Source organism: Xanthomonas fragariae, from assembly GCF_017603965.1.
Taxonomy (GTDB): Bacteria; Pseudomonadota; Gammaproteobacteria; order Xanthomonadales; family Xanthomonadaceae; genus Xanthomonas; species Xanthomonas fragariae_A.
On the sequence record NZ_CP071955.1, the window covers coordinates 1,098,177 to 1,121,711 of the forward strand.

Annotated in this window: 19 protein-coding genes, 3 tRNA genes, 1 other RNA gene and 3 pseudogenes; 17 read left to right on the top strand and 9 right to left on the bottom strand. The window is 62.5% G+C overall.

From position 1 onward, the window contains the following. Nucleotides 1-136: 136 nt before the first annotated feature. A pseudogene (locus J5I97_RS05030) lies at nt 137-487 on the bottom strand (peptidoglycan-binding protein); the annotation flags it as partial. Between the two features lie 41 nt (nt 488-528). On the opposite strand from J5I97_RS05030, the pseudogene J5I97_RS05035 reads away from it, so the two are divergent. After that, nucleotides 529-1,042, top strand: a pseudogene (locus J5I97_RS05035) (serine hydrolase); the annotation flags it as partial. 284 nt (nt 1,043-1,326) lie between these two features. Here the strand turns inward: J5I97_RS05035 and J5I97_RS05040 are convergent. Then, on the bottom strand, nt 1,327-2,103 hold the full coding sequence (locus J5I97_RS05040; RefSeq protein ID WP_208589649.1) for a DUF3011 domain-containing protein: 777 nt from the start codon (nt 2,101-2,103) through the stop codon (nt 1,327-1,329). 157 nt (nt 2,104-2,260) lie between these two features. On the opposite strand from J5I97_RS05040, the gene aspS reads away from it, so the two are divergent. Next, nucleotides 2,261-4,027, top strand: coding sequence for an aspartate--tRNA ligase (aspS, locus tag J5I97_RS05045; protein ID WP_208589651.1), 1,767 nt, complete (start codon nt 2,261-2,263; stop codon nt 4,025-4,027). 424 nt (nt 4,028-4,451) lie between these two features. Next, on the top strand, nt 4,452-4,973 hold the full coding sequence (locus J5I97_RS05050) for a GNAT family N-acetyltransferase (RefSeq protein ID WP_208589653.1): 522 nt from the start codon (nt 4,452-4,454) through the stop codon (nt 4,971-4,973). 79 nt (nt 4,974-5,052) lie between these two features. Here J5I97_RS05050 and J5I97_RS05055 read toward each other — a convergent pair. Beyond that, a non-coding RNA gene (locus J5I97_RS05055) (sX9 sRNA) lies at nt 5,053-5,128 on the bottom strand. Between the two features lie 136 nt (nt 5,129-5,264). Here J5I97_RS05055 and J5I97_RS05060 point away from each other — a divergent pair. The 14 genes and pseudogenes from J5I97_RS05060 to queE all read left to right on the top strand — a co-directional run bounded on the left by J5I97_RS05060 (nt 5,265) and on the right by queE (nt 17,800). After that, nucleotides 5,265-5,892: pseudogene (locus J5I97_RS05060) on the top strand (esterase/lipase family protein). A gap of 75 nt (nt 5,893-5,967) precedes the next feature. Next, nucleotides 5,968-6,696 (top strand): YebC/PmpR family DNA-binding transcriptional regulator, encoded by a 729-nt coding sequence (locus J5I97_RS05065; protein WP_208589654.1) that lies wholly within the window; start codon nt 5,968-5,970, stop codon nt 6,694-6,696. 127 nt (nt 6,697-6,823) lie between these two features. Next, the gene (ruvC, locus tag J5I97_RS05070) at nt 6,824-7,348 is read left to right on the top strand and encodes a crossover junction endodeoxyribonuclease RuvC (RefSeq protein WP_208589656.1); all 525 of its coding nucleotides are present in this window, start codon (nt 6,824-6,826) and stop codon (nt 7,346-7,348) included. Nucleotides 7,349-7,466: 118 nt separating this feature from the next. Continuing rightward, complete coding sequence (ruvA, locus tag J5I97_RS05075; RefSeq protein WP_208589658.1) at nt 7,467-8,051, top strand: Holliday junction branch migration protein RuvA; 585 nt, start codon at nt 7,467-7,469, stop codon at nt 8,049-8,051. A 199-nt stretch (nt 8,052-8,250) separates the two neighbouring features. Beyond that, nucleotides 8,251-10,152 (top strand): potassium transporter Kup, encoded by a 1,902-nt coding sequence (locus J5I97_RS05080; protein ID WP_208589666.1) that lies wholly within the window; start codon nt 8,251-8,253, stop codon nt 10,150-10,152. Nucleotides 10,153-10,324: 172 nt separating this feature from the next. Beyond that, nucleotides 10,325-11,362, top strand: a complete 1,038-nt coding sequence (ruvB, locus tag J5I97_RS05085) for a Holliday junction branch migration DNA helicase RuvB (protein ID WP_208589673.1) — start codon at nt 10,325-10,327, stop codon at nt 11,360-11,362. Continuing rightward, the gene (gene ybgC / locus J5I97_RS05090) at nt 11,352-11,783 is read left to right on the top strand and encodes a tol-pal system-associated acyl-CoA thioesterase (protein WP_208589682.1); all 432 of its coding nucleotides are present in this window, start codon (nt 11,352-11,354) and stop codon (nt 11,781-11,783) included. The genes ruvB and ybgC overlap by 11 nt, the downstream gene beginning before the upstream one ends. Before the next feature lie 11 nt (nt 11,784-11,794). Then, entirely contained in the window at nt 11,795-12,574 is a 780-nt protein-coding gene (tolQ, locus tag J5I97_RS05095) for a protein TolQ (RefSeq protein WP_208589684.1), read from the top strand. 64 nt (nt 12,575-12,638) lie between these two features. Further along, a complete protein-coding gene (gene tolR, locus J5I97_RS05100; protein WP_208589686.1) occupies nt 12,639-13,088 on the top strand; it encodes a protein TolR in 450 nt (149 codons plus the stop codon). Continuing rightward, nucleotides 13,078-14,118: a cell envelope integrity protein TolA gene (tolA, locus tag J5I97_RS05105; protein WP_208589693.1), complete on the top strand. Its 1,041-nt coding sequence runs from the start codon at nt 13,078-13,080 to the stop codon at nt 14,116-14,118. Before tolR ends, tolA begins: the two co-directional genes overlap by 11 nt. 269 nt (nt 14,119-14,387) lie before the next feature. Beyond that, on the top strand, nt 14,388-15,707 hold the full coding sequence (tolB, locus tag J5I97_RS05110; protein ID WP_208589695.1) for a Tol-Pal system beta propeller repeat protein TolB: 1,320 nt from the start codon (nt 14,388-14,390) through the stop codon (nt 15,705-15,707). Between the two features lie 56 nt (nt 15,708-15,763). Continuing rightward, nucleotides 15,764-16,282 carry a peptidoglycan-associated lipoprotein Pal gene (pal, locus tag J5I97_RS05115; protein WP_208589697.1) on the top strand — a complete coding sequence of 173 codons (519 nt, stop codon included), beginning with the start codon at nt 15,764-15,766 and terminating at the stop codon, nt 16,280-16,282. A 6-nt stretch (nt 16,283-16,288) separates the two neighbouring features. Further along, a complete protein-coding gene (ybgF, locus tag J5I97_RS05120) occupies nt 16,289-17,095 on the top strand; it encodes a tol-pal system protein YbgF (protein ID WP_208589698.1) in 807 nt (268 codons plus the stop codon). 21 nt (nt 17,096-17,116) lie between these two features. Then, nucleotides 17,117-17,800 carry a 7-carboxy-7-deazaguanine synthase QueE gene (queE, locus tag J5I97_RS05125; RefSeq protein ID WP_208589700.1) on the top strand — a complete coding sequence of 228 codons (684 nt, stop codon included), beginning with the start codon at nt 17,117-17,119 and terminating at the stop codon, nt 17,798-17,800. A 201-nt stretch (nt 17,801-18,001) separates the two neighbouring features. Here the strand turns inward: queE and J5I97_RS05130 are convergent, their stop codons facing one another. The 6 genes from J5I97_RS05130 to lon all read right to left on the bottom strand — a co-directional run bounded on the left by J5I97_RS05130 (nt 18,002) and on the right by lon (nt 23,451). Continuing rightward, complete coding sequence (locus tag J5I97_RS05130) at nt 18,002-19,972, bottom strand: peptidylprolyl isomerase (RefSeq protein WP_208589702.1); 1,971 nt, start codon at nt 19,970-19,972, stop codon at nt 18,002-18,004. Between the two features lie 160 nt (nt 19,973-20,132). Next, nucleotides 20,133-20,209: transfer RNA gene (locus J5I97_RS05135), tRNA-Asp, on the bottom strand. Between the two features lie 95 nt (nt 20,210-20,304). After that, nucleotides 20,305-20,381 (bottom strand) — tRNA-Asp (locus J5I97_RS05140). Between the two features lie 27 nt (nt 20,382-20,408). After that, nucleotides 20,409-20,483: transfer RNA gene (locus J5I97_RS05145), tRNA-Val, on the bottom strand. Nucleotides 20,484-20,494: 11 nt separating this feature from the next. After that, a complete protein-coding gene (locus J5I97_RS05150) occupies nt 20,495-20,767 on the bottom strand; it encodes an HU family DNA-binding protein (RefSeq protein ID WP_002806049.1) in 273 nt (90 codons plus the stop codon). A gap of 212 nt (nt 20,768-20,979) precedes the next feature. Next, on the bottom strand, nt 20,980-23,451 hold the full coding sequence (lon, locus tag J5I97_RS05155) for an endopeptidase La (protein WP_208589709.1): 2,472 nt from the start codon (nt 23,449-23,451) through the stop codon (nt 20,980-20,982). Nucleotides 23,452-23,535 lie beyond the last annotated feature (84 nt).

A 23,535-nucleotide genomic window follows, 5' to 3' on the forward strand; every position in this document is an offset into this window, starting at 1 on the left:
GTCTTGGTGCGGTTTTAAGGATGCCGCGCCAGCGTGCAACGCTTGGCAACTCCGTGCGCGGCTCCTCATTGTATTAGGGGCCGCAAATATCGGCCGGATCGGCGGTCAAACGCTACCTGCTTACGTGGTGACCCGATCAGCTCTTGCGCAGCCTTTCCAGCAACGAGGTGCTGGCGTAGTCGCCCTGCGGCAACTGCTGGCTTCGCTGGAAAGCACCGATGCCATGACGCGTTTGCGGCCCAAGCGCGCCATCGGCGCCGCCAACATCGAACCCTTTATCGGTCAGCAATTTCTGCAGCTCGGTGATATCGGCCACGGTGTTGAGGGGCGGATCGTCTTTTGGCCATGGCTGGGCGATCCCGGCTCGGTCCGCATAGCCATCCGCCAGCAAGCCCACCGCCAGCGCATAAGCGGTGGAAGCGTTGTAGCGGAGCATGTTGCGGAAATTGTCGAACACCAGAAAGCCCGGCCCGCGATACCCTGCCGGTTGTTAGCCGCTCTTGGGGACACCAAACGTAATCTTCATTGTTGTGTCGGGCCACTATGATCTACAGCGACCACCCGGCTGCCAACCTGCTGTTCCCGTTGGTCGGCGATCCTGCGGGCCTGACCGCCTTCCTGCGCGGCATCGGCGATACGCACACGCGCAGCGACCGCCGCGAGCCGGAGATGAATCGGTTCGCCGAAGGCGAACCGTGCGACACCACCACGCCTGCGGCGATGGCCGCGACCATGTCCACGCTGCTGCTCGGCGATGCATTGCGACCAGCTTCGCGCAAGCAACTGGCTGACTGGGATAATCGACAACCGCACCGGCGATGCCTGCCTGCGCGCCGGCTTGCCGCGCACTTGGAAGATCAGCGATAAGACCGGCAGCAACGGTACCGACACCGTTAACGACATCGCCATCATTTGGCCGCCAGGGCCTACGACGCCGTTGTTGCTGACCGCCTATCTCAATGGCACCAAGGTCGACGATGCTGCCCGTGCGGCGGCATTGAAGGCGGTAGCGCAGGCGGTACGAGCATGGCTCGCACACTGACGTTAATCCTCAGAACGCGCCCATCGCCAAGCCGGATAGACCGGCGCCGATGGCCGCTACCGGCGCCAATGCGTACAGCGTTTTCAAACGCAAGCGCAAAACGTGCGGCACCTCGGGTGGATCAAAGGCGCCTCGACCAGATGTCCAGAGTGACAGGCAGCTGTGTTGCGGCTTGATCGAAGCGGCTTGTCTCTAGCCGCTCTCGACAGCACTTGGCTGGTCGTCTCGACTTCCGGTCGCGTGTGCGGTACGCGCAGGCCACTCCCGCTGCGCTCGTCGCTCGCTCAACGCGCCTCGAATTTTGCGCGGCAGCCGTCATTGACCCACACCGAGGCGCGGCGTTCGTCGTACCCCCAGCTGCGGTCTTCTTCGCAGCGGGTGTCAGACAACTGGCGGGTCAGCACCGGGCGGCCGTAACGGCCATCCCAGGCGCAGTCGCGCAGGCGGCGGTCGTCGCTGGCGCAGGTGATGGCGTAGTCGTTACGCGGGCGGTCGTCGCGGCCACGGTAGCCGCCGTCACCACGGTCCCGGCCACCGCCACGTGCCTGCGCAAACTCGCCCCGGCAGCCATCGTCCACCCAGATCCGGCCGCCGTCCTGGCGCCAATTGCGGCCTTCCACGCACGGGCTTTTGGAAAGCTGGCGCACCAAGGTGGCGTGGCGCCAGCCGGTGTCACAGATCTGCTGGTGTTGGTCGTTGCTTTCGCAGCGCACCGTGTCTGCCACCCGGCCGGAACCGCCGCCGGGGCCGTTGTCGCCGCCCCAGCCGGCACCACCACGGCCTTCAGCAAAGCGCCCGCGACAGCCGTTGTCTACCCAAACGCGGCCGCGGTCGCTGCCCCAGTTGCTGCCTTCGATGCAGCGCGTACCGGAGATGTTTTCGACCAGAGCGGCGCGGCCGCGGAACGGCGTATCGCATTCGCGGCGACGGTTGTCGTTGCTGGCGCAGGTGATGCTAGGGCCGTTCGAGCCGCGGTCTTGCGCGGCGGCGGGGGCGCTGGTGAGCGCGCCGGTCAGGGTAATCAGGCCGAAGCCGGAGAGCAGCAGGGCGGTGCGTAGCATCGTGTCGTCCTTAGTTTGGAGGGGGCATGGCGCCTATTCAGCCGGGCGCCGACTTAAGCGGCCATGAGCGCCTGCGCATTTGCTCCTGTCGCCCGCCGGCCCCAGAATATCGGGCTCTCCGGCGCTGTCCTGTGTCGGGTTTTCAGCGGAGCTTCCGATGCGTACCCACTTCTGCGGCCTGGTCGATGACACCTTGATCGGCCAAACCGTCACTCTCGCCGGCTGGAACGACGTTGCCCGCAACCTGGGTGGTGTCTGCTTCATCGACCTGCGCGACCACGAGGGAATCGTGCAGGTGACGGTGGAACCGGTCGCCGGCGACAACGACAGCGCGGAGCTCTTCAAGGTGGCCGCCAGCCTCGGCTACGAGGACGTACTGCAGGTTGAAGGCGTGGTGCGTGCGCGGCATGCGGTCAACGACAAACTCCGCACCGGCAAGGTGGAAGTGATCGCCACGCGCATCAGCATCCTCAACAAGGCTGCGCCGCTGCCGTTCCATGCACACGAAAATCCGGGCGAAGAGACCCGCTTGAAATACCGTTATCTGGACTTGCGGCGTCCGGAAATGCAGCGCATGCAGCGCACTCGTATCAAGCTGGTGCAGGCGTTGCGCCGGCATCTGGATGCACGCGATTTCCAGGACATCGAAACCCCGATCCTGACCAAGGCCACCCCCGAAGGCGCGCGCGACTTCCTGGTGCCGGCACGCATGCACCCGGGCGAGTTCTACGCATTGCCGCAGAGCCCGCAGCTGTTCAAGCAGATTCTGATGGTGGCCGGCTTCGATCGTTATTACCAGATTGCGCGCTGCTTCCGCGACGAAGCGCTGCGCGCCGACCGCCAGCTGGAATTCACCCAGCTCGATATGGAGTTCGCCTTCGTGCGCGAGCGCGACGTGCAGGATTTCGTCGAAGACATGATCCGCGCCATCTTCAAGGAAGTGGTCGATGTCGAACTGGCCGCGCAGTTCCCGCGCATGAGCTGGGCCGAGGCGATGCGTCGTTACGGCTCGGACAAGCCGGACATGCGTATCGATCTGGAATTGATCGACGTGGCCGAGCTGGTCAAATCCAGCGAATTTCCGGTGTTCGCCGCCGCTGCCAACGCTGCCGAAGGTCGCGTTGCCGCGCTGCGCATTCCCGGTGGCGCCAGGCTGTCGCGCAAGCAGATCGACGAATACGCCGCGCACGCCGCTAAATATGGCGCCAAGGGTCTGGCCTACGTTAAATTGTCGGAGACCGGCGAAGTCACCTCGCCGATCGCCAAGTTCTTCTGCGAAGAGACGTTCGCTGCGGTGCTCAAACACGTCGGTGCCGGTAACGGCGACATCGTGTTCTTCGGTGCCGGCGGCTATAACAAGGTGTCCGATTTCATGGGCGAGCTGCGTTTAAAAGCCGGCAAGGATTTCAATCTGGTTGCCGATGGTTGGGCGCCGCTGTGGGTCACCGACTTTCCGATGTTCGAATGGGACGAAGATGCGCAGCGCTATGTCGCCCTGCATCACCCGTTCACCGCGCCTGCGTTAGACGACATCGCCGACCTGTGTGCCAGCCCCCGCACGGCGGTGTCGCGCGGTTACGACATGGTGCTCAACGGCAATGAAATCGGTGGCGGCTCGATCCGTATCCATCGCCCCGACATGCAGAGCGCTGTGTTCGAGCTGCTCGGCATCGGTGCCCACGAAGCGCGCGCCAAATTCGGCTTCCTGCTGGATGCCTTGAACTACGGTGCGCCGCCGCACGGTGGCATCGCCTTCGGGATCGACCGCATCGCCGCGCTGATGGCCGGCACCGAGTCGATCCGCGATGTGATCCCGTTCCCCAAGACCACCGGCGCGCAGGATCTGATGACCGACGCCCCGTCGCCGATCGCCGCCGAGCAGTTGGCAGAAGTGCACGTGCAGGTCCGGCCCAAGCAGGCCTGATTTGCCACTGCGCATGGCCACGCCTTGCGCATGACCGTGCGCAGTCGATGCGCCGTGATCGATACGCTGCTGTCGGCACGTCGGGTGAGTACCCAGCTGTCAGCAAGCTGCGGCGGTTCCCGAACTCGGCATTGCCATCGTTGAAATGGTCCGCGTACGCCGGAGCATTCAACGTAGTTTTTTGTCGCCTTCGAGTGGCAAAAACGTCGCGAGCAGTCGTCAGGTGGGTGCGGGCGGCGCACAGCAACTGGAATGTGGAAGTGGTACACGTCGCGTCGATCACCGACGGCAGCTGCCTGGCGGTGAGTGCAGTCGCTTTTTGTCACGTACCGAGTGATGGCAGAAGGGCGGCATCATCGCTCCGCTTGCAGAAGCGACGGTGCATCGGAGAAGCTGCCACGTCTACCCGGCACAAGAAGCCCGCATGACTCGCATCCGCCGCGCCACACTGGACGATGCCGAAGCGTTATCGCTGCTGGCTGCACAGACTTTCACCGAAACCTTCAGACATCTGTATCCGGAAGAAGACCTGCGCAGATTTCTGGAAGAGACCTATACGGTCGAGCGCGCGCGCACCGTCTTGGCGCATCCGGACTACGCGATCTGGCTGCTGGAGATGAATAACCTGCTGGTCGGCCACGCGGCTGCCGGCCCGTGCGGGCTGCCGCACGCCGATGTCCACCCCGGCGATGGAGAGCTCAAGCGGCTGTATTTATTGAAGGATTACCAGAACAGCGGCTGGGGCAGCCGTCTGTTTGAAACCGCGCTGCAATGGCTGGAGCGTGGCGAACCGCGCACCTTGTGGATCGGCGTGTGGTCGGAGAATTTCGGCGCGCAGCGTTTCTATGCCCGCTACGGCTTCGAAAAAGTCGGCGAATACGCATTCCCGGTGGGCCGCATCCTCGACCGCGAGTACATTCTGCGGCGGCCAGCTCAGATCGGCTAGCCGCCGCACTCAGTGCCGAGGCGCGATGTCGAGCGACTTGCCAACCTATCGTGCTCAGCGCCAGTGGGCGCCTTAGAGCGGCTAACAAAACGTAGCTAGCAGTCGTCAGGTGAGTGCGGACGGCGAGGAGGAACCGGAGCGTACGCGTGGTACATGCCGATTCCGGGCACCGGCCGCGCCCGCCTGGCGGTGAGCGCAGTCGTTTTGTTAGCCGCTCTTAGCTGAAGGCATCAAATCCCTCTCAGGTCCCACTCTTGACCACCATGCAGACAAGAGCCACGGCAATGGTCGATCGTAGCGCCTCCCCGGCAGTCGAGATCGACGTGCCTACTGGTGCACGGCATCTGGAACGCACGCAGCTGGCTCTGGCCCTTGGCATGGCGCCTGCGCGCCCCAGGTTGCCGGGTGTCCACCTTCGGCTACGCTAGCGTAGCCGGGCGGTCCGCAGGCAGCAGTACCGCAGCTGGTGGCGCGTCTGTGCAGCAGTCCGGTGACCGCCGTGGTCGCGCATAGCCTGGGCGGATTGATCACGTTGCAGGCTTTGCACCGAAACTTTTGATCTGTCAGTGACGCGCGTGGTGTGCCTGGGCTCGGCGGCAGCGCCGCGGCGCGCGGGTTGGCGCAACGCGGCGGGGGCTGGGCGCTGGGGCGCAGTGCGGCGTTGCTTCAAAAAAGCCTTGCACAGTGGGACGGTGATGCCGAGGTCGGCCAGATCGCCGGCAGCGTCGCGTGCGGGATCGGTCGCTGGCTTGCCCCGTTGGACGGTGGCACGGACGGTACCGTGGTACTGGCCCAAACCCGCCTGCCCGGGCTGCGCGATCACTGTGTGGTGCAAGCTAGCCATAGCGGCCTGTTGCGCTCGTTCGAGGCCGCTCAGCAGGGGCTGAGCTTCCTGCGCCAAGGCAGATTTCGCCACTGAACACGGCCGCTCCGGTGCGGGCGAGCAATCAGGTAAAATCCGCGCCCTGTCATCCAAGCCAGTCTGGAACCATCCATGGGTAGAGGCCCCTCCATCGAAGGCCGCAAGAACGCCTCCGACGCCAAACGTGGCAAGATGTTCACCAAGATCATTCGCGAGATCAGCGTCGCTGCGCGTGCTGGGGGTGGCGATCCCGCCAACAACCCGCGCCTGCGGGTGGCAGTGGACAAAGGCCTGTCGTCGAACATGTCCAAGGATGTGATCGAACGCGCCATCAAGAAGGCCACCGGTGAGCTGGAAGGCGTGGAATACGAAGAAGTGCGCTACGAGGGCTACGCCCCCGGCGGCGTGGCGGTGATCGTGGACTGCCTAACCGACAATCGCGTGCGTGCGGTGGCCGACGTGCGGCATGCCTTCAGCAAATGCGGCGGCAACATGGGCACCGACGGCTCTGTCGCCTTCATGTTCAAGCGCCTGGGCGTGCTCAGCTTTCTCGCCGGCACCGATGAAGACACCCTCACCGACGCGGCGATCGAAGCCGGCGCCGACGACGTAGTGGTGTACCCGCAAGACGGCGCCATCGACGTGCTGACTGCCCCTGACGCTTTCGCTCAGGTCAAGCAGGCGCTCGCCGCCGCCGGTCTGGAACCCGCCCACGCCGAAATCACTTTCCGCGCCGAAAACGACGTCGCCGTCGACGGCGACACCGCCCTCCAGGTCCGCAAGCTGCTCGACATGCTCGAAGACCTGGACGACGTTCAGGACGTGTATTCGAATGTCGATCAAGCGGCGCTAGGCGCCTGAATGATGGCGGGGATGAAATGATGGCGGGGATGACGGGAATCGTAATCAGGGGTTCGCAACAGCGACGCCGCCGCGCTGCATGTACGTTCCCAATTCCCAATCTCCGATCCCCGATCCTGGCCCCTCGATGACCCGAATCCTGGGCATCGATCCCGGCTCCCAGCGTACCGGACTGGGCATCATCGACATCGACGAGAGCGGGCGTAGCCGGCACGTGTATCACGCGCCGCTGCTGCTGCTGGGTGAGGGCGATTTCGCGCAGCGACTCAGGCGCCTGCTGCACGGGCTGGGCGAGGTGATCGAAACCTATCAGCCGCAGGAAGTGGCGATCGAGAAGGTGTTCATGGGCAAGAGCGCCGATTCGGCGCTCAAGCTTGGCCATGCGCGCGGCGCGGCGATTTGCGCGGTGGTGCTACGCGATCTGCCGGTGCACGAGTACGCTGCCACCGAAATCAAACTCGCGCTGGTCGGCAAGGGCGGCGCGGACAAGGTGCAGGTGCAGCACATGGTCGGCATCATGCTCAACCTGAAAGGCAAACTGCAGCCCGACGCCGCCGACGCACTGGCCGTCGCCATCACCCACGCCCACGTGCGCGCCACCGCGCAGCGCCTGGGCGTCAATACCAAACAGGCCTGGAGCCGGAAAAGATGAGAATCGGGAATCGGGAATCGGGAATCGGGAATCGCAACAGCAGAGTCCAGAGCAGCGCGCGCTCTTACGATTCTCCATTCCCGATTCCCCATTGCCGGCATCGCCCAGGCGGTGCCCAGTGATCGGCCGTCTGCGCGGGATCCTGGCATACAAACAGCCGCCTTGGTTGGTGATCGATGTGGGCGGGGTGGGGTATGAGCTGGAGGCGCCGATGAGCACCTTCTACGATCTGCCCGATGTCGGCCGCGACGTGATTCTGTTTACCCATTACGCGCAGAAGGAAGACAGCGTGTCGCTGTACGGGTTCCTGCGCGAAGGCGAGCGCAGGTTGTTCCGCGATGTGCAAAAGGTCACCGGCATCGGTGCCAAGATTGCGCTGGCGGTATTGTCAGGCGTTACCGTGGACGAGTTCGCCCGCCTGATCGCCAGCGGCGACATCACCGCGCTGACCCGCATCCCCGGCATCGGCAAGAAGACCGCCGAACGCATGCTGGTGGAGCTGCGCGACCGCGCCGCCAGCTTCAGTAGTGGCGCGCCGATCACCGGCCAGCTCGGTCCGGACGCGGTGTCCGAAGCAGCCGTGGCGTTGCAGCAATTGGGTTACAAGCCGGACGAGGCCGCACGCATGGCACGCGAGGCCGGGGCGGAAGGCGACGAAGTCGCAACGGTCATTCGCAAGGCACTTCAGGCCGCGCTGCGCTAGGAGTTGCCTTCAAAACTACCGCGCAGCTGACAAGCGGGCGCGGTCGGCGCTCGGAATTGGCGTGTACGGTTCGTACACTGCGGTTCCTGACGCGCGGCTTACCCTTTGGCGGCAACTGCTGGCGACGTTCGGTTAGGCAACCATCGCGTCGCGTCTTCTTCTCTCTTCCTCACGCTGTTTGGCGGAAACTCCCTAACTCATGTCTCACACCCCCATTCCCGCAGCCGGCCACGCCCCCACCAATAGCCATATGGCCTTGGTCATCGGCGCGATCGGCGTCGTTTTCGGCGATATCGGCACCAGCCCGCTGTACACCCTCAAGGAGGCATTTTCGCCTCACTATGGGCTGGCCAGCGATCACGACACCGTGCTGGGCGTGCTGTCGCTGGCGTTCTGGGCGCTGATGATCACGGTGACGCTCAAGTACGTCACCATCATCATGCGTGCCGACAACGAGGGCGAGGGCGGCATCATGGCGCTGATGGCGCTCACCCAGCGCACCATGCGCAATGGGTCGCGCTCGGCCTACGTGGTCGGCATTCTCGGCATCTTCGGCGCCTCGCTGTTCTTCGGCGATGGTGTGATCACCCCGGCCATCTCGGTGATGGGCGCAGTGGAAGGTCTGGAAATCGCTGCACCCAGCCTGCACCCTTTTATCGTGCCGATCACCGTGGCGGTGTTGCTGGTGGTGTTCATGGTGCAACGCTTCGGCACCGAAAAGGTCGGCAAGGTGTTCGGCCCGATCACCTGTGTATGGTTCCTGTCGCTGGGCGCGATCGGCGCCTGGAACATCATCGACGCACCCGAGGTGATGAAGGCCTTCAGCCCATGGTGGGCGATCCGCTTCTTTATGGATCACGGCTGGCACGGGGTCTTCATCCTCGGCGCGGTGGTACTGGCGGTGACCGGCGGTGAAGCGTTGTACGCGGATATGGGCCATTTCGGCGCCAAGCCGATCCGCCACGGCTGGTATTTTTTCGTGCTGCCGATGCTGCTGCTCAATTACCTGGGGCAGGGCGCATTGGTGCTTAACCACCCGTCCGCGCTAAAGAACCCCTTTTTCGAAGCGGTGCCTGGCTGGGCGCTGTATCCGATGATCATTCTGGCCACGCTGGCGGCGGTGATCGCCTCGCAGGCGGTGATTACCGGTGCGTACTCGGTGGCCCGCCAAGCCATGCAGTTGGGCTACATCCCGCGCATGCTGATCAAGCACACCTCGCGCGACACCATCGGCCAGATCTACGTGCCCGGCGTCAACTGGCTGTTGATGGTAATGGTGATCGCGCTGGTGCTGATCTTCGGCAGCTCGACCAATCTGGCGGTGGCCTACGGCATCTCGGTGTCGATGACCATGTCGATCGATACGCTGCTGCTGGCACTGGTGGCGCGTTCGTTATGGCCGCGCTGGCACAATTGGGTGCTGCCGTTGTGCGTGGTGTTTTTCATCATCGAGCTGGCCTTCGTCATCGCCAATGGCGCCAAGCTGCTGCAGGGCGCCTGGTTCCCGCTGGCGCTGGGCATCGTGGTGTTCACTCTGATGCGCACCTGGCGCCGCGGTCGCGCACTGCTGCGAGAGGAGATCCGCAAGGACGGTATCCGTATCGACGGCTTCCTGCCCGGCCTGATGCTGGCCCCACCGGCACGCGTGCCGGGCATGGCGGTGTTTTTGACTGCCGACCCGATGGTCGTGCCGCATGCGCTGATGCACAACCTCAAGCACAACAAGGTGCTGCACGAGCGCAACATCTTCCTCAACGTGGAAACCTTGCCCATCCCGTATGCGCCGATGGACAAGCGTCTGCAGATCGAATCGATCGGTGACGAGTTCTATCGTGTGTACGTGCGTTTCGGCTTCATGGAAACGCCCGACGTACCGCTGGGGCTGATGCGCTCCTGCGACAAGGGCGGCATCCATTTTGACCCGATGGACACCACCTTCTTCGCCAGCCGCGAGACCATCGTGGCCAGCGCCAATCGCGGCATGCCGATCTGGCGCGACAAGTTGTTCGCGCTGATGCATCGCAATGCCGCTCCGGCAACCGGGTTCTTCCGCATTCCCGGCAATCGCCTGGTCGAACTGGGCGCGCAGGTCGAGATATGAAGCCGCCCTGCTGCGGGCGGCGGGGATTCGGGATTCGGGATTCGGGATTCGGGATTCGGGATTCGGGATTCGGAAGTAGGGATGAGTAAGAGCGTAGCGCCAAGGGCGTCTCGCGGCTCATAATAGTGAGCTGTCAATCCCGAATAGCGACTCCCTCCACTCCCCGCCCTCAATGGACCGCATCATCGCCAGCAGTTCCACCCGCGAAGACGATGCCGCCGATGCCAGCATCCGTCCCCAGCGCTTGGCCGATTATCTCGGTCAGCAGCCGGTGCGCGAGCAGATGGAGATCTATATCCAGGCGGCCAAGGCGCGCGGCGAGGCGATGGATCATGTGCTGATCTTTGGTCCGCCCGGTCTGGGCAAGACCACGCTCAGCCATGTCATCGCCAATGAACTCGGGGTTAGCTTGCGGGTGACTTCCGGCCCGGTAATCGAAAAGGCCGGCGATCTAGCTGCGCTGCTGACCAATCTGCAGCCGCACGATGTGCTGTTCATCGACGAAATCCATCGCCTCTCCCCAGTAGTCGAAGAAGTGCTGTATCCGGCGATGGAAGATTTCCAGATCGACATCATGATCGGTGAAGGCCCTGCCGCGCGCTCGATCAAAATCGACCTGCCGCCGTTCACGCTGATCGGCGCCACCACGCGTGCCGGCCTGCTGACCGCTCCGTTGCGTGACCGCTTCGGCATCGTGCAGCGTCTGGAATTTTATTCGCCGCAGGAATTGACCAGGATCGTGATCCGCTCGGCTGCGATCCTGGGTATCGGTTGCACACCCGATGGCGCCGCCGAGATCGCGCGCCGCGCGCGGGGCACGCCGCGTATTGCCAACCGGCTGTTGCGGCGCGTGCGCGACTACGCCCAGGTCAAGGCGGCCGGGCATATCGATCTGCCGGTGGCGCAGGCGGCGATGCAGATGCTGAAGGTCGATCCGGAAGGCTTCGACGAGCTCGACCGCCGCATGTTGCGCGTCATCGTCGATCACTTCGACGGCGGGCCGGTGGGTGTGGAGTCGTTGGCTGCCTCGTTGTCGGAAGAACGCGGCACGCTGGAAGACGTGATCGAGCCCTATCTGATCCAGCAGGGCTTTCTGATCCGCACCGCGCGCGGGCGCATGGCCACCAACAAGGCTTACCGCCACCTCGGGCTCAAGCCTAAGGCAGCACCGGTACCGGACCTGTTTGCCGAGGACCAGGATGTCGGTTGATCCTCGATTCAGTTGGCCGACACGCGTGTATTGGGAAGATACCGACGCTGGGGGGGTGGTCTACCACGCGCGCTACGTCGCTTTCATGGAACGTGCGCGCACCGAGTGGATGCGTGCACTCGGTTATGGGCAGGAACGCATGCGCCGGGAGCACGATCTGGTCTTTGCGGTCCGCTCGATGCAACTGGATTTCCTCAAGCCGGCCCGGCTCGACGACACGCTGTCAGTGTCGGCGGTATTGCTGAAATGCAGACGGGCCAGCCTGCTGTTCGCGCAATCGGTGGGTCGCGAAGGCGAAGTGCTGCTGACTGCCGAGGTGCGCATTGCCGCACTCGGTGCCAGCGACTTCCGCCCGCGTGGCATGGAAGATGCGCTGTATGAGGTGTTGAAAGCTTTAGAAACCACAGAATCCGATTACTGAGGAACAAACGGATGTCGATTGCATTGCTCCTGGCCCTGCAGGACACGGTAGTGGAAGCACTACCGCAGGACGTCGCCGCCGCTGCGGCGCAGACCGCCAGCGTGGCGCACAACACCAGCATCAACTATGTGGAATTGATCCTGCGGGCGAGCATTCCCGTCAAGATCATCGTGCTGTTGCTGCTGATCGGCTCGTTCATCAGCTGGGTGATCATTTTCCGCAAGGCGCGTGCCTTCAAGCAGGCCAATCGCGAGGCGGACGAGTTCGAAAACCGCTTCTGGTCGGGTGCGGATCTGGCCAAGCTGTACGCCTCGGCGACCGACCGCAACCGCACCGTCGGTGGCCTGGAATCGATGTTCGAAAGCGGCTTCCGCGAATTCTCGCGGTTGCGCGATCGTCGTCGTCTAGACGCACGCGTGCAGTTGGAAGGCGCACAGCGTGCCATGCGCACCGCCTTCACCCGCGAAGTCGATCAGCTCGAACGCAATCTTGAACTGCTGGCCAACATCGGTTCCACTGCGCCGTACGTCGGCCTGGTCGGCACCGTGTTCGGCATCATGGTGACGATGCACGACATGGTCAGCAGCGGCGAGCAGGCCGGTATTGCCGCCGTGGCGCCAGGTATCTCCGAAGCTTTGTTCGCTACCGCCATCGGCTTGTTCGTGGCAATCCCGGCGGTGTGGGCCTACAACCGCTTCACCACCCGCGTGGAACGGCTGTCGGTGCGCTACGAAACCTTCGCCGACGAGTTCAGCTCGATCCTGCAGCGTCAGGCTGGCGCGGACGAGTAATGCGCGCGCCACTCGCGACAGCCCGCACATGCATATGCGGGAGATTAATTAGGAACGTTTCGCGATGATCTCCGGTATTTCCCGCCGTAAGAAGCGCAAGCTCAAATCCGACATCAATGTCGTGCCTTACATCGACGTGATGTTGGTGCTGCTGATCATCTTCATGGTGACCGCACCGCTGCTGACCCTTAGTACCGACGTCAACCTGCCCAGCTCGCGCGCCAAGGCGTTGGAGAGCAAGCAGGATCCGATCGTGGTGGTGGTCGCTGCCGATGGCCAACTCGCATTGCAGCTGCCCAAGGGCAAGCCGCAGACGATGGATGTGGCCGCACTGCAGGCGCAACTGGCCGCCATCGTGGCGCAGGATAAAGCGGCGCGTGTGGTCGTGGCCGGCGATCGCGCCGCGCCGTATCAAAAGATCATGGACGCCATCGACGTGCTCAAGCAGGCCAAGGTGGAGAAGGTCGGCCTGATTTCCGATTCCGGCGGCACCGCAGGCAGCAATGCACGCTGACGTGCTCCCCACGCAGGCGGCACGCGATGACGGCTGGTTTCGACCAGTCCTGCTGGCCTTGGTTGTGCATGTCCTGGTCGCGTTGGTGTTCATCGCCGGCTGGTTGTGGTCGCCCGAGCGTTCGGTCGAGCCTGCAGCGGGCGCCCCCAGCATGGAAGCCTCGCTGGACGTGTCTGCTGCCGAAGCGCGTGTCGCACGTCAGGCGCTGAAGGCCACCCCGGTGGAGACGCCACCGCCACCGCCTGCACTGTTGCCCGAGCGAGCACCGGAAGACAGCGTGCCGCCTCCGCAGCCGATTCCCGAGCCGCGTCCGCAGGATGCGCCCACGCCCCAACAGGCGCAGGCACAGGAGCGCGTGGCCCAGCCGGACAAGGTCGATCAGGACCGCGTCGATGCGCTTGCGCTGTCGGCAGAAAAGGCAAAGCAGGAACAGGAAGCCAAGCGTCGTCAGGAGCAGATCGACCTGACCGAGCGCAAGCGCCAGGCAGAGGCCGAGCAGAAGTTGCGCTTGGCCAAGCAGCAGGAAGAGGCCGACGCAAAGAAAAAGCAGGCTGCCGCACAGCAAGCAGCGGATGCCGAGCGCGAAAAGAAGATTGCCGATATTCGCCGCCAGCGCGAACAGGCCACCAAGGAAGCGGCGCTGGCCGAGCAGAAACTGCGTCAGGTCGCTGCCGCGCGTGCGCAACAGGCATTGTCGGCTGCCGCTGCGACGCCACAGCCGACGGCAGGGCAGGGTGGCACCAATACCGATCTGTATGCCAAGTACGCAGCCGCGATCCAGCAAAAGGTGTTGGCGCAGTGGGTGCGCCCGCCGTCGGTGCCGCCGGGTCAGAAGTGCACCATCAACATTCGCCAGTTGCCGGGCGGGCAGGTGATGGAGGCCAAGGTTGCGCCGGGCTGCCCGTATGACGAGGCCGGCCAGCGTTCGATTGAGGCCGCCGTGCTGAGCGCCCAGCCACTGCCGTATCGTGGTTTCGAATCGGTATTTCAGCGCGATCTGACTTTCGTGTTCACCGCGCTGGATCAGTAATCGCTGGCCATGCTGACTGGGTGCGGCTGTCGCGAGGCTCCGCACTCTGACAGCACATAAGACCTTGTTATTGGCGCACAGTGCGCGCTGCACTGCTGCTGGCCACATGACCGCCGCGTCGAGCATGGGGCTGCGGCTATTGGATGACGGAGATGTCTTGCTACACCACCACTCGCTTCATTTTCACGTTGCCTCATTCACGATTGCGCGTATGTTCACTCGTTGATTGGTATCCCTTGCACACTTTTCCTGCCCGATCCGAGCCGTCCATGAAAAAATCGCTGCGTTGGTTAGCTGCCTTGACCGCCCTGTTACTGCCGCTGAGTGCGTTCGCGCAACAGCAGGGACTCACCATCGATATCGTGGGTGGTAGCGCCTCGGCCACGCCGATCGCTGTCATTCCGATGCCCTATCAGGGCTCGGGCACCGCGCCGCAGACCGACGTGTCCGCTGTCGTTGGTGCCGACCTGGATCGCTCAGGCCAGTTCCGCACCTTGCCGGCCGCGCAGATCGTCGAGAAGCCGACCCGCGGCGCCGAGGTGCAGTTTCAGACCTGGCGCACCCTCAAGCAGAACTACATCGTCGTCGGCCGCGTCATTGACGCCGGCGAAGGTGCTTACCGCGTCGAATACGAGTTGTTCGACGTTGCCAAAGGCGAGCGTTTGCTGGGCTTGGCGATGACTGCGCGCGCCAACGCGATGCGCGATGTCTCGCATCAGATGGCCGACGCGATCTACGAAAAGATCACCGGTGTGCGTGGCGCGTTCTGGACCCGCATTGCCTACGTGACTGCCAGCGGCAAGGGCGGCGCTATGCGTTACGCGCTGATGGTGGCTGATTCGGATGGTTACAACCCGCAGACCATCGTGCGTTCGGCCGAGCCGCTGCTGTCGCCGAACTGGAGCCCGGACGGCAAAAAGCTGGCCTATGTGAGCTTCGAACGCGGCAATTCCTCGATCTACCTGCAGGACATCGCAACCGGTGCACGTGAGCTGGTGTCCAGCTTCCGCGGAATCAATGGTGCGCCGTCGTTCTCGCCGGATGGCCGTCGTCTGGCGCTGGCGCTGTCGCGTAGCGGCAATCCGGAAATCTACGTCATGGATCTGGGCAGCAAGCAGCTGACCCAGCTGACCAACCACTTCGGCATCGACACCGAGCCGACCTGGGCGCCGGACGGCAGCAGCATCTACTTCACCTCCGATCGCGGCGGTCGCCCACAGATCTATCAGGTCTCCGCCAGCGGCGGCAGCGCCAACCGGGTGACGTTCCAGGGTAATTACAACGCCACCGCCAGCGTTTCTTTCGACGGCAAGAAGATCGCCGTGGCGCAGGGCAGCGGCAATAGTTATCGCATCACCATGATGGATCGCAGCCTGGGTTCGCCCAGCTGGAGCACGCTGTCGCCGGGTTCGCTGGACGAATCGCCGAGCTTCGCGCCCAACGCCAGCATGGTGCTGTACGCCGCTCGTGAAGGTGGCCGAGGCGTGCTGTATGCCGTCTCTTCCGACGCTCGGGTTCGCCAGCGTCTGGTCCTGGCCGATGGGGATGTAAGAGAACCCGCTTGGGGGCCTTACCGAACCGCGCATTAATGTTAATATTTCGCTGCGTTAAACCCCATTGGCCCAGGAGCCACCAAAGGTATCCCATGAACAAGTCCACCCGCGTCTTGCTTGTCTCCCTGCTGTCCGTTGCCGTGCTGGCCGGTTGTTCGAAGAAGGTGAAGGAAACTCCGCCTGCCCCGACTGAAACCACCGCTGGTTCATCCGTTCCCACCGGCCCGGCTACCGCTGGCCTGTACGGCCCGGGCGACCTGAATACCGATGCCTGCCTGCGTCAGCGCGTTGTCTACTTCGATCTGGATCAGGACTCCCTGAAACCGGAATTCCAGGCCATCATGGCTTGCCACGCCAAGTACCTTCGTGACCGTCCTTCTTCGCGCATCACCCTGCAGGGTAATGCCGACGAGCGCGGTTCGCGTGAGTACAACATGGGTCTGGGCGAGCGCCGCGGTAATGCCGTGTCGTCCTCGCTGCAGGCTGCCGGTGGTTCGGCCAGCCAGCTGACCGTCGTCAGCTACGGTGAAGAGCGTCCGGTCTGCACCGAAACCAGCGAAAGCTGCTGGTCGCAGAACCGTCGCGTCGAAATCGTGTACACGGCTCAGTAAAAAGCGATGCGCTTTCGAGTGACATCTCTGTTCGTCGCGGTGGCCCTTGTGGTCGCCGCGCCGGCTTACGCGCAGCGGCAGAGTCTTGCCGATCGTGTCGCTGTGCTCGAGCAGCAGCAGGCCAACAGTCAGGCCAACAATGATCTCCTCAATCAGCTGCAGCAGGCGCGTTCGGACCTGCAGGCGTTGCGAGCGACGGTAGAACAGCTGCAGCACGACAATGAGCAACTCAAGCAGCAGTCCAAGGACCAGTATCTGGACCTGGACGGACGCCTAAATCGGTTGGAAGGTGCAGGTGGCGCAACACCGCCATTGCCATCGGCTACCGGCAGCGTCAGCCCGGCTCCGGCCGCGCGGCCTGCAGCGGCGGCGGCAACTTCCGAGAAGCCGCCGAGCATACATGGCGACCCAGGTACCCTGGCCGTCAGCAATGAAGAACGCACGGCTTATAACGTGGCGTTCGATGCGTTGAAGAACGGCAAGTACGACGATGCGTCGCAGCTGTTTCTGAGCTTTTTGGAGCTTTATCCGAATGGCATCTACACTCCTAATGCCTTGTATTGGCTGGGCGAGAGTTATTATGCCACCCGCAATTTTCAGCTGGCCGAGGCGCAGTTCCGCGATCTCGTCAGCCGCTATCCTACGCATGACAAGGCCTCTGGCGGCTTGTTGAAGCTTGGCCTGTCGCAGCATGGCGAAGGCAAGAACAACGAAGCCCAGCAAACCTTGCAGCAGGTGGCATCACAGTATCCGGGCTCGGACGCGGCGCGTGTGGCCCAGGAACGCCTGCAGTCCATCCGTCTCGGCCAGTAACTGCGCTGAGCTACGTTGTCCATGAACGCCGCTGCCGTCCCCAGCGAGATCGTCCAATCGGTCCTGCCGCGATTGAAGATCACTGAAATTTTTCTGTCCTTGCAAGGCGAGGCCGAGGCGGCCGGCTGGCCGACGGTATTTGTGCGCCTTACCGGCTGCCCGCTGCGCTGTCTGTATTGCGACACCGCGTACGCCTTCCACGGCGGCCAATGGCATGACATCGATGCGATCGTCGCCGAAGTCGCCAGTTATGGCCTGCGCCACGTGTGCGTGACCGGCGGCGAGCCATTGGCGCAGAAACGCTGCCTGATGCTGTTGCAGAGACTCTGCGATTCCGGCTTTGATGTCTCGTTGGAAACCTCTGGCGCACTGGACGTGTCCGCCGTCGATCCACGCGTCTCGCGCGTGGTCGACATCAAGACGCCTGCGTCCGGCGAGGAGCAGCGCAACCGTTGGGAGAATCTGCCGCTGCTCACCGCGCGCGACCAGATCAAATTCGTGATCTGCAGCCGCGCCGATTACGAATGGTCGCGCGAGATCGTCGCCGCGCATGCGCTCGACCGTCGCTGTACGGTCTGGTTTTCGCCCAGCAAAAGCGAAATGACACCCCGGCAATTGGCCGATTGGATTGTTGCCGACCGCTTGCCGGTGCGCTTCCAGATGCAGCTGCATAAGTTGCTGTGGAATGACGAGCCTGGGCGCTGATTGCGGGCCTGGCTTCACGCGATCAAGTGGTGTGAGTGATCGTTTATTTCACGCCCCAACGTTGTTCTGTTAGCCGCTTTTATTCTTGGACTAGCCAGCCTAATTCAGTCCGCCAGCCCAACCTAACCACCGTGTGCCCCGGCCAGCAGACAAAGAAAAGCCCGGTCACCCAGGCTTTTGCTCAACCAGTCGAAACAGCCATTAAAGCTGAGCCTCTTCGATCTGGATCTTGTACCGCTTGCGAATTTCTTTGACGTAGGCCTGCGAGGCGTTGTTGCCATCGATCTGGCTCAGTTGGTCGCGCAGCATGTTCTGCTGCTCGGCTGGCATCTGCTTCAGATCACCAGGCGTGGCTTTGCTGACGACGAAGACCGCAAAGCGACCACCATCCAGCTCTACCTTGCCCATCGACTGCCTGCCCCCGGTCGGACGCGGTGCGCTGAAGATCGCACGGTTGGCTGCCGGGGTCGGGATCGGCGCGTTACGTGGCAGCCCCGGGATCGGCCGCACCTGCAACTTCTCGCTCGCGGCTAGCGCCCGCAGGGTTTCGCCCTTCTGCACACGTGCCAGCAATGCATCGGCCGCAGCGGCGGCAGCCTTCTGGGTGCGGTCGGTATGGATCGCTGCGATCACCTTGTCGCGAACTTTGTCCAACGGTAAGGCCTGTTCGGCGGTGTGATTGGTCACGCGCAAAACCACGCTGTGATTCGGCGCGATGGTGATCGGGTCGCTTACGGTGCCGTCTTGCACTAGCGTTTCGGAGAATGCCGAGCGCAGTACCGCTGGATTGGCCGCGATGCCACTAGCAGTGGCGCGCGAGAACGGGCCCAGCGTCTGCACCGGCAGACCGACCTGCTTTGCCGCAGGCTCGAGCGCGGTAGGATTTTTGTAGACCTGATCCACCAGCTTGCCACTCACATCGGCGAAGGCCTTGTCGGTATCGGTCTTGAGCTGCTCGGCGGCAAGCTGGTCGCGCACCTGCTCGAACGACTTGCCCTGGCCGCCCTTGACCTCACGCAACTGAATCACGTGATAGCCGAATTCGCTCTTGATCGGGCCAACCACATCACCGGCCTTCATCGAGAACAGGGCGTCTTCGAAAGGCTTGACCATCGTGCCCTTCTCGACCCAACCCAGATCGCCACCAGCATCTTTGGAACCGGGGTCCTGCGAATTGGTCTTCGCTAGCGTAGCGAAATCGGCACCCGGCTGCTTGGCCTCCGCGGCGAGCTTGGCTGCCTTTGCTTCGGCTGCCTTCTGCGCGGCCGCATCGCTGCCAGCGCTGATCAGGATGTGCGATGCCAGGCGCTGATCCGCCTCGACAAAGCGTGCCTTTTCTTGCTCATAGCGCTTGCGCAATGTTGCCTCGTCGGCGGCCGTTGCCGGCGGCATGCTGGCAGCATTGAGCTCGACATACTCGATCGTGACTGTTTCCGGCTGACGGAAATCCTGTGTATGCCCGTCGTACCACTGCTTGATCTGCGCATCGCTGACCGGCGCGGTGTCGACGACTGGCGCCGGCAACATCGCCAGCTCCACGTCGCGCGTTTCGCCCATAAGTCTGAGCAGACGCTCGAACTCGGCCTTGGTTGCAAAGCCCGACTCGGCAACAGACTGCGGAATCACCGACAGTTGCAAACTGTCGCGCACCAGTGCATCGAACTGCGCTGGCGTACGCGGCGGCGTGCTTTGCGCGAGGGCGGCGCGATATTGGTCGGGGCTGAACTTGCCGTCGACCTGAAACGCCTGAATGCCGGCGATGTAATCGCGAACCGCCGCATCGCCGATAACGATTCCGGCATCTTCTGCACCCAGGCGCACCACTTGCTCATCCACCAGTTGGTCGAGTACCTGCAGCTTGTTTTCGCGAGATTCGAACGTGCGCGGGTCGAAATTTTCGCCCTGGCGCTGACGCTCCTGCATCCGCGCCTGCTCGAAGCGCGCGCGGAAATCTTGCGTACTGATTTCGTGGTGCCGCCACAGCAGCGAGACCGGCCACCAGGACGGTGCCGACTTCCACCACTTCGGCGGCGCCTGCACTTTGGCCACGTTATTGGCGCCAATGCCGCCTAGGTAGCTGTTGTCGATGACGAACAGAAACGGAATCATCAGCAACCCCAGGATGGCGGTAGCGATCCAGCCTGACGTCTTGTCTCGAAGTTTCTGCAGCATTGGCAAATACGGCCTGTGGGTGAGCCAAGCAGTGTAACGCGCTTGACGCCAAGCACCCAGCCCAATGTCCTACACGGCCTAGCCTGCGTACGCTAACCGACTTAAATTGCAAAAAACTCAAAAAAAGCCCCCGGCACAAGGCCGAGGGCTTTCGTATAACTGGCGGAGCGGACGGGACTCGAACCCGCGACCTCCGGCGTGACAGGCCAGCATTCTAACCAGCTGAACTACCGCTCCGCTTTAAACTTGGTCGTTTACTCCCCCAGTAGCCGCAGAACGAATGCTGTGGAGAATAACGAAGCCCCCAATTGCTCAGGGGCTTCTGGTGTAACTGGCGGAGCGGACGGGACTCGAACCCGCGACCTCCGGCGTGACAGGCCAGCATTCTAACCAGCTGAACTACCGCTCCGTGCTTGAAACGTTGCCTGATGCTTAATGGTGGGTGCTGAGGGTTTCGAACCCCCGACCCTCTCCGTGTAAGGGAGACGCTCTACCGCTGAGCTAAGCACCCTAGCGGGTCAGTCAGTTTACTGCATCCTTCAGGGCTTTGCCAGCCTTGAATGCAGGATTCTTCGAAGCAGCGATCTTAATGCTGTCGCCCGTCTTCGGATTGCGGCCGGTGCGCTCAGCGCGCTCGCGGACTTGGAAGGTGCCAAAGCCAACGAGGGTGACAGCGTCGCCCTTCTTCAGCGCCTTGGTGATTTCGCTCACAACCGCGTCGACAGCACGGCCAGCTTCAGCCTTAGAGATGTCAGCGGCAGCGGCAACGCCATCGATCAATTCGGTTTTATTCATGCTTGAAACTCCCTTTGCGGCAGATGCCGCGGAATCGACAATCGGCGCTCTTGCCGTTAGCGAAGAACCCGACACAAGTGGTATCGCCTGACGCATCACATTTTTCCGCGCCTACGAGTCGTGCATTTATACCAGCGCCCCTAACCACACGCAAGCCAAAACCCAATAACGACGCGGGTTTTGGCTTGTTTTGCCATGGCTTAGACAGGACGTTAGTGCTTGACGCGGGTGCCCGTAATGGTGCGCGACTTGCCACGAACCGCCACACGCGATGCGGTCTTGCGTGCTTTTTCCTTGCCCGACTTCTTCGGCGCCAGCGGACGCTCCAGTGCAAGATCCAGCACTTCATCGATCCACTTGACCGGCATGATCTTCAAATCGCGCGTCACGTTAGCCGGGATGTCGGCAAGATCCTTACGGTTCTCATCAGGGATCAACACGGTGCGAATGCCGCCCCGCAAGGCAGCCAGCAACTTCTCCTTCAATCCACCAATCGCCGACACACGACCACGCAAGGTAATCTCGCCGGTCATTGCCACATCGGCGCGTATCGGCACCTTGGTCAACACCGATACCAACGAGGTCACCATCGCGATACCCGCGCTTGGGCCGTCCTTCGGTGTTGCGCCATCGGGCACATGCACGTGCACGTCCTGCTTTTGCAGGAAATCCACATCGATACCGAGTCGCTCGGCGCGCGAACGCACCACCGACAATGCAGCCGATGCCGATTCCTTCATGACGTTGCCAAGCTGACCGGTGAGGATCAGATTGCCCTTGCCCGGCACCAGCGTAGCCTCGACCTGCAGCAACTCGCCACCGACTTCGGTCCATGCCAGACCGGTGACCAGACCGATTTCGTTTTCTTCTTCTGCACGGCCGAAATCGAAGCGGCGCACGCCCAGATACTTGTCGAGATTCTTTCCGTTGACCGTGACCAAGGCCTTCGCCTTGCCCTTTTTGGCGACAACCTTCTTTACAACTGGCTGCGGACCGGCAAGCGCGATTTCCTTGACAACCTTGCGGCAGATCTTGGCGACTTCGCGCTCGAGATTACGCACACCCGATTCGCGCGTGTAATACCGCACGATGTCCTGGATCGCATCGCTGCCGATCTCGATCTCTTCCGGTTTCAAGCCGTTGGCTTTGATCTGCTTGGGCAGCAGATAGCGCATAGCGATATTTAGTTTCTCATCCTCGGTATAGCCGGGGATGCGGATCACTTCCATGCGGTCTAGCAGCGGACCCGGGATATTGAGCGAATTGGAGGTGGCGACGAACATCACCTCCGACAGATCCAGATCGACTTCCAGATAGTGGTCGTTGAAGGAGTTGTTCTGCTCCGGATCGAGGACTTCCAACAACGCCGAGGACGGATCGCCACGGAAATCCATCGACATCTTGTCGATTTCATCTAGCAGGAACAGCGGGTTCTTGCTGCCGACCTTGTTTAGGTTCTGTACCAGCCGGCCGGGCATCGAACCGACGTAGGTCCGGCGATGGCCACGAATCTCGGCCTCGTCGCGGATACCGCCCAGGCTCATGCGCACGAACTTGCGATTGGTCGCCTTGGCGATCGACTGCCCGAGCGAGGTCTTGCCCACTCCAGGAGGCCCGACCAAGCACAGGATCGGCCCTTTCATCTGCTTCACGCGCGACTGCACCGCCAAGTACTCAAGGATGCGTTCCTTGACCTTGTCCAGGCCGTAGTGATCGGCGTCCAGCGTGTCCTCGGCGACCTTCAGGTCCTTGCGGACCTTGGTGCGCTTCTTCCACGGCACGCCCAGCAGCCAATCCAGATAATTACGTACCACCGCCGCTTCGGCAGACATCGGCGACATCTGCTTGAGCTTGTTGAGCTCGGCCTTGGCCTTGGTCTCGACTGGCTTGGGCATGCCCGCCTCGGCGATCTTGCGCGCAAGCTCTTCCAGCTCGCCCGGCACGTCATCCAGGTCGCCCAGCTCCTTCTGAATCGCCTTCATCTGCTCGTTGAGATAGTACTCGCGCTGGCTCTTTTCCATCTGCGACTTCACGCGGCCACGGATGCGCTTTTCCAGCTGCTGCACGTCGATTTCACCGTCCACCAAACCGACCAGCAACTCCAGGCGCTCACCGATTTCGGTGATCTCCAGCAGGCGCTGCTTGTCGGCCAGACGCACGCCGATGTGTGCGGCGATGGTGTCGGCCAGACGACCCGGCTCGTCGATGCCGGCCAGGGTCTGTAGCAGCTCGGGCGGCAGCTTGCGATTGGTCTTGACGTACTGCTCGAACAAGGACATCAGTGAGCGCGCGATCGCTTCGACTTCACGTGGTTCACGTGCGTCGCTGGCGTCGACCTCAACGCCCAGCCCCTGCAGGGCGCCGTCCAGCTCGACGACCTTGTCGACGGTGACCCGTGATAAACCTTCGACCAAGACCTTGATGGTGCCATCGGGGAGCTTGAGCAGCTGCAGTACCTGCGCCAGTGTGCCGACGGTGTAAAGATCGCCAGCTACCGGATCGTCGGTTTCGGCCGACTTCTGCGCGACCAGCAGGATGCGCTTGTCCGCCTCCATGGCTTTTTCCAGCGCGCGCATCGACTTGTCACGGCCGACGAATAGCGGGATCACCATGTGCGGAAACACCACCACGTCGCGCAGCGGCAACACTGGCAGATCGAGAACTTCTGGTTGGGACTGGGCCATGGGGCGCTCCGCAGGAAGGGGGTTTTCAGCATAAAAAAACCGATGGCTCCGTTATGGGGCCATCGGCGAGGTGTTGCAAGTAGC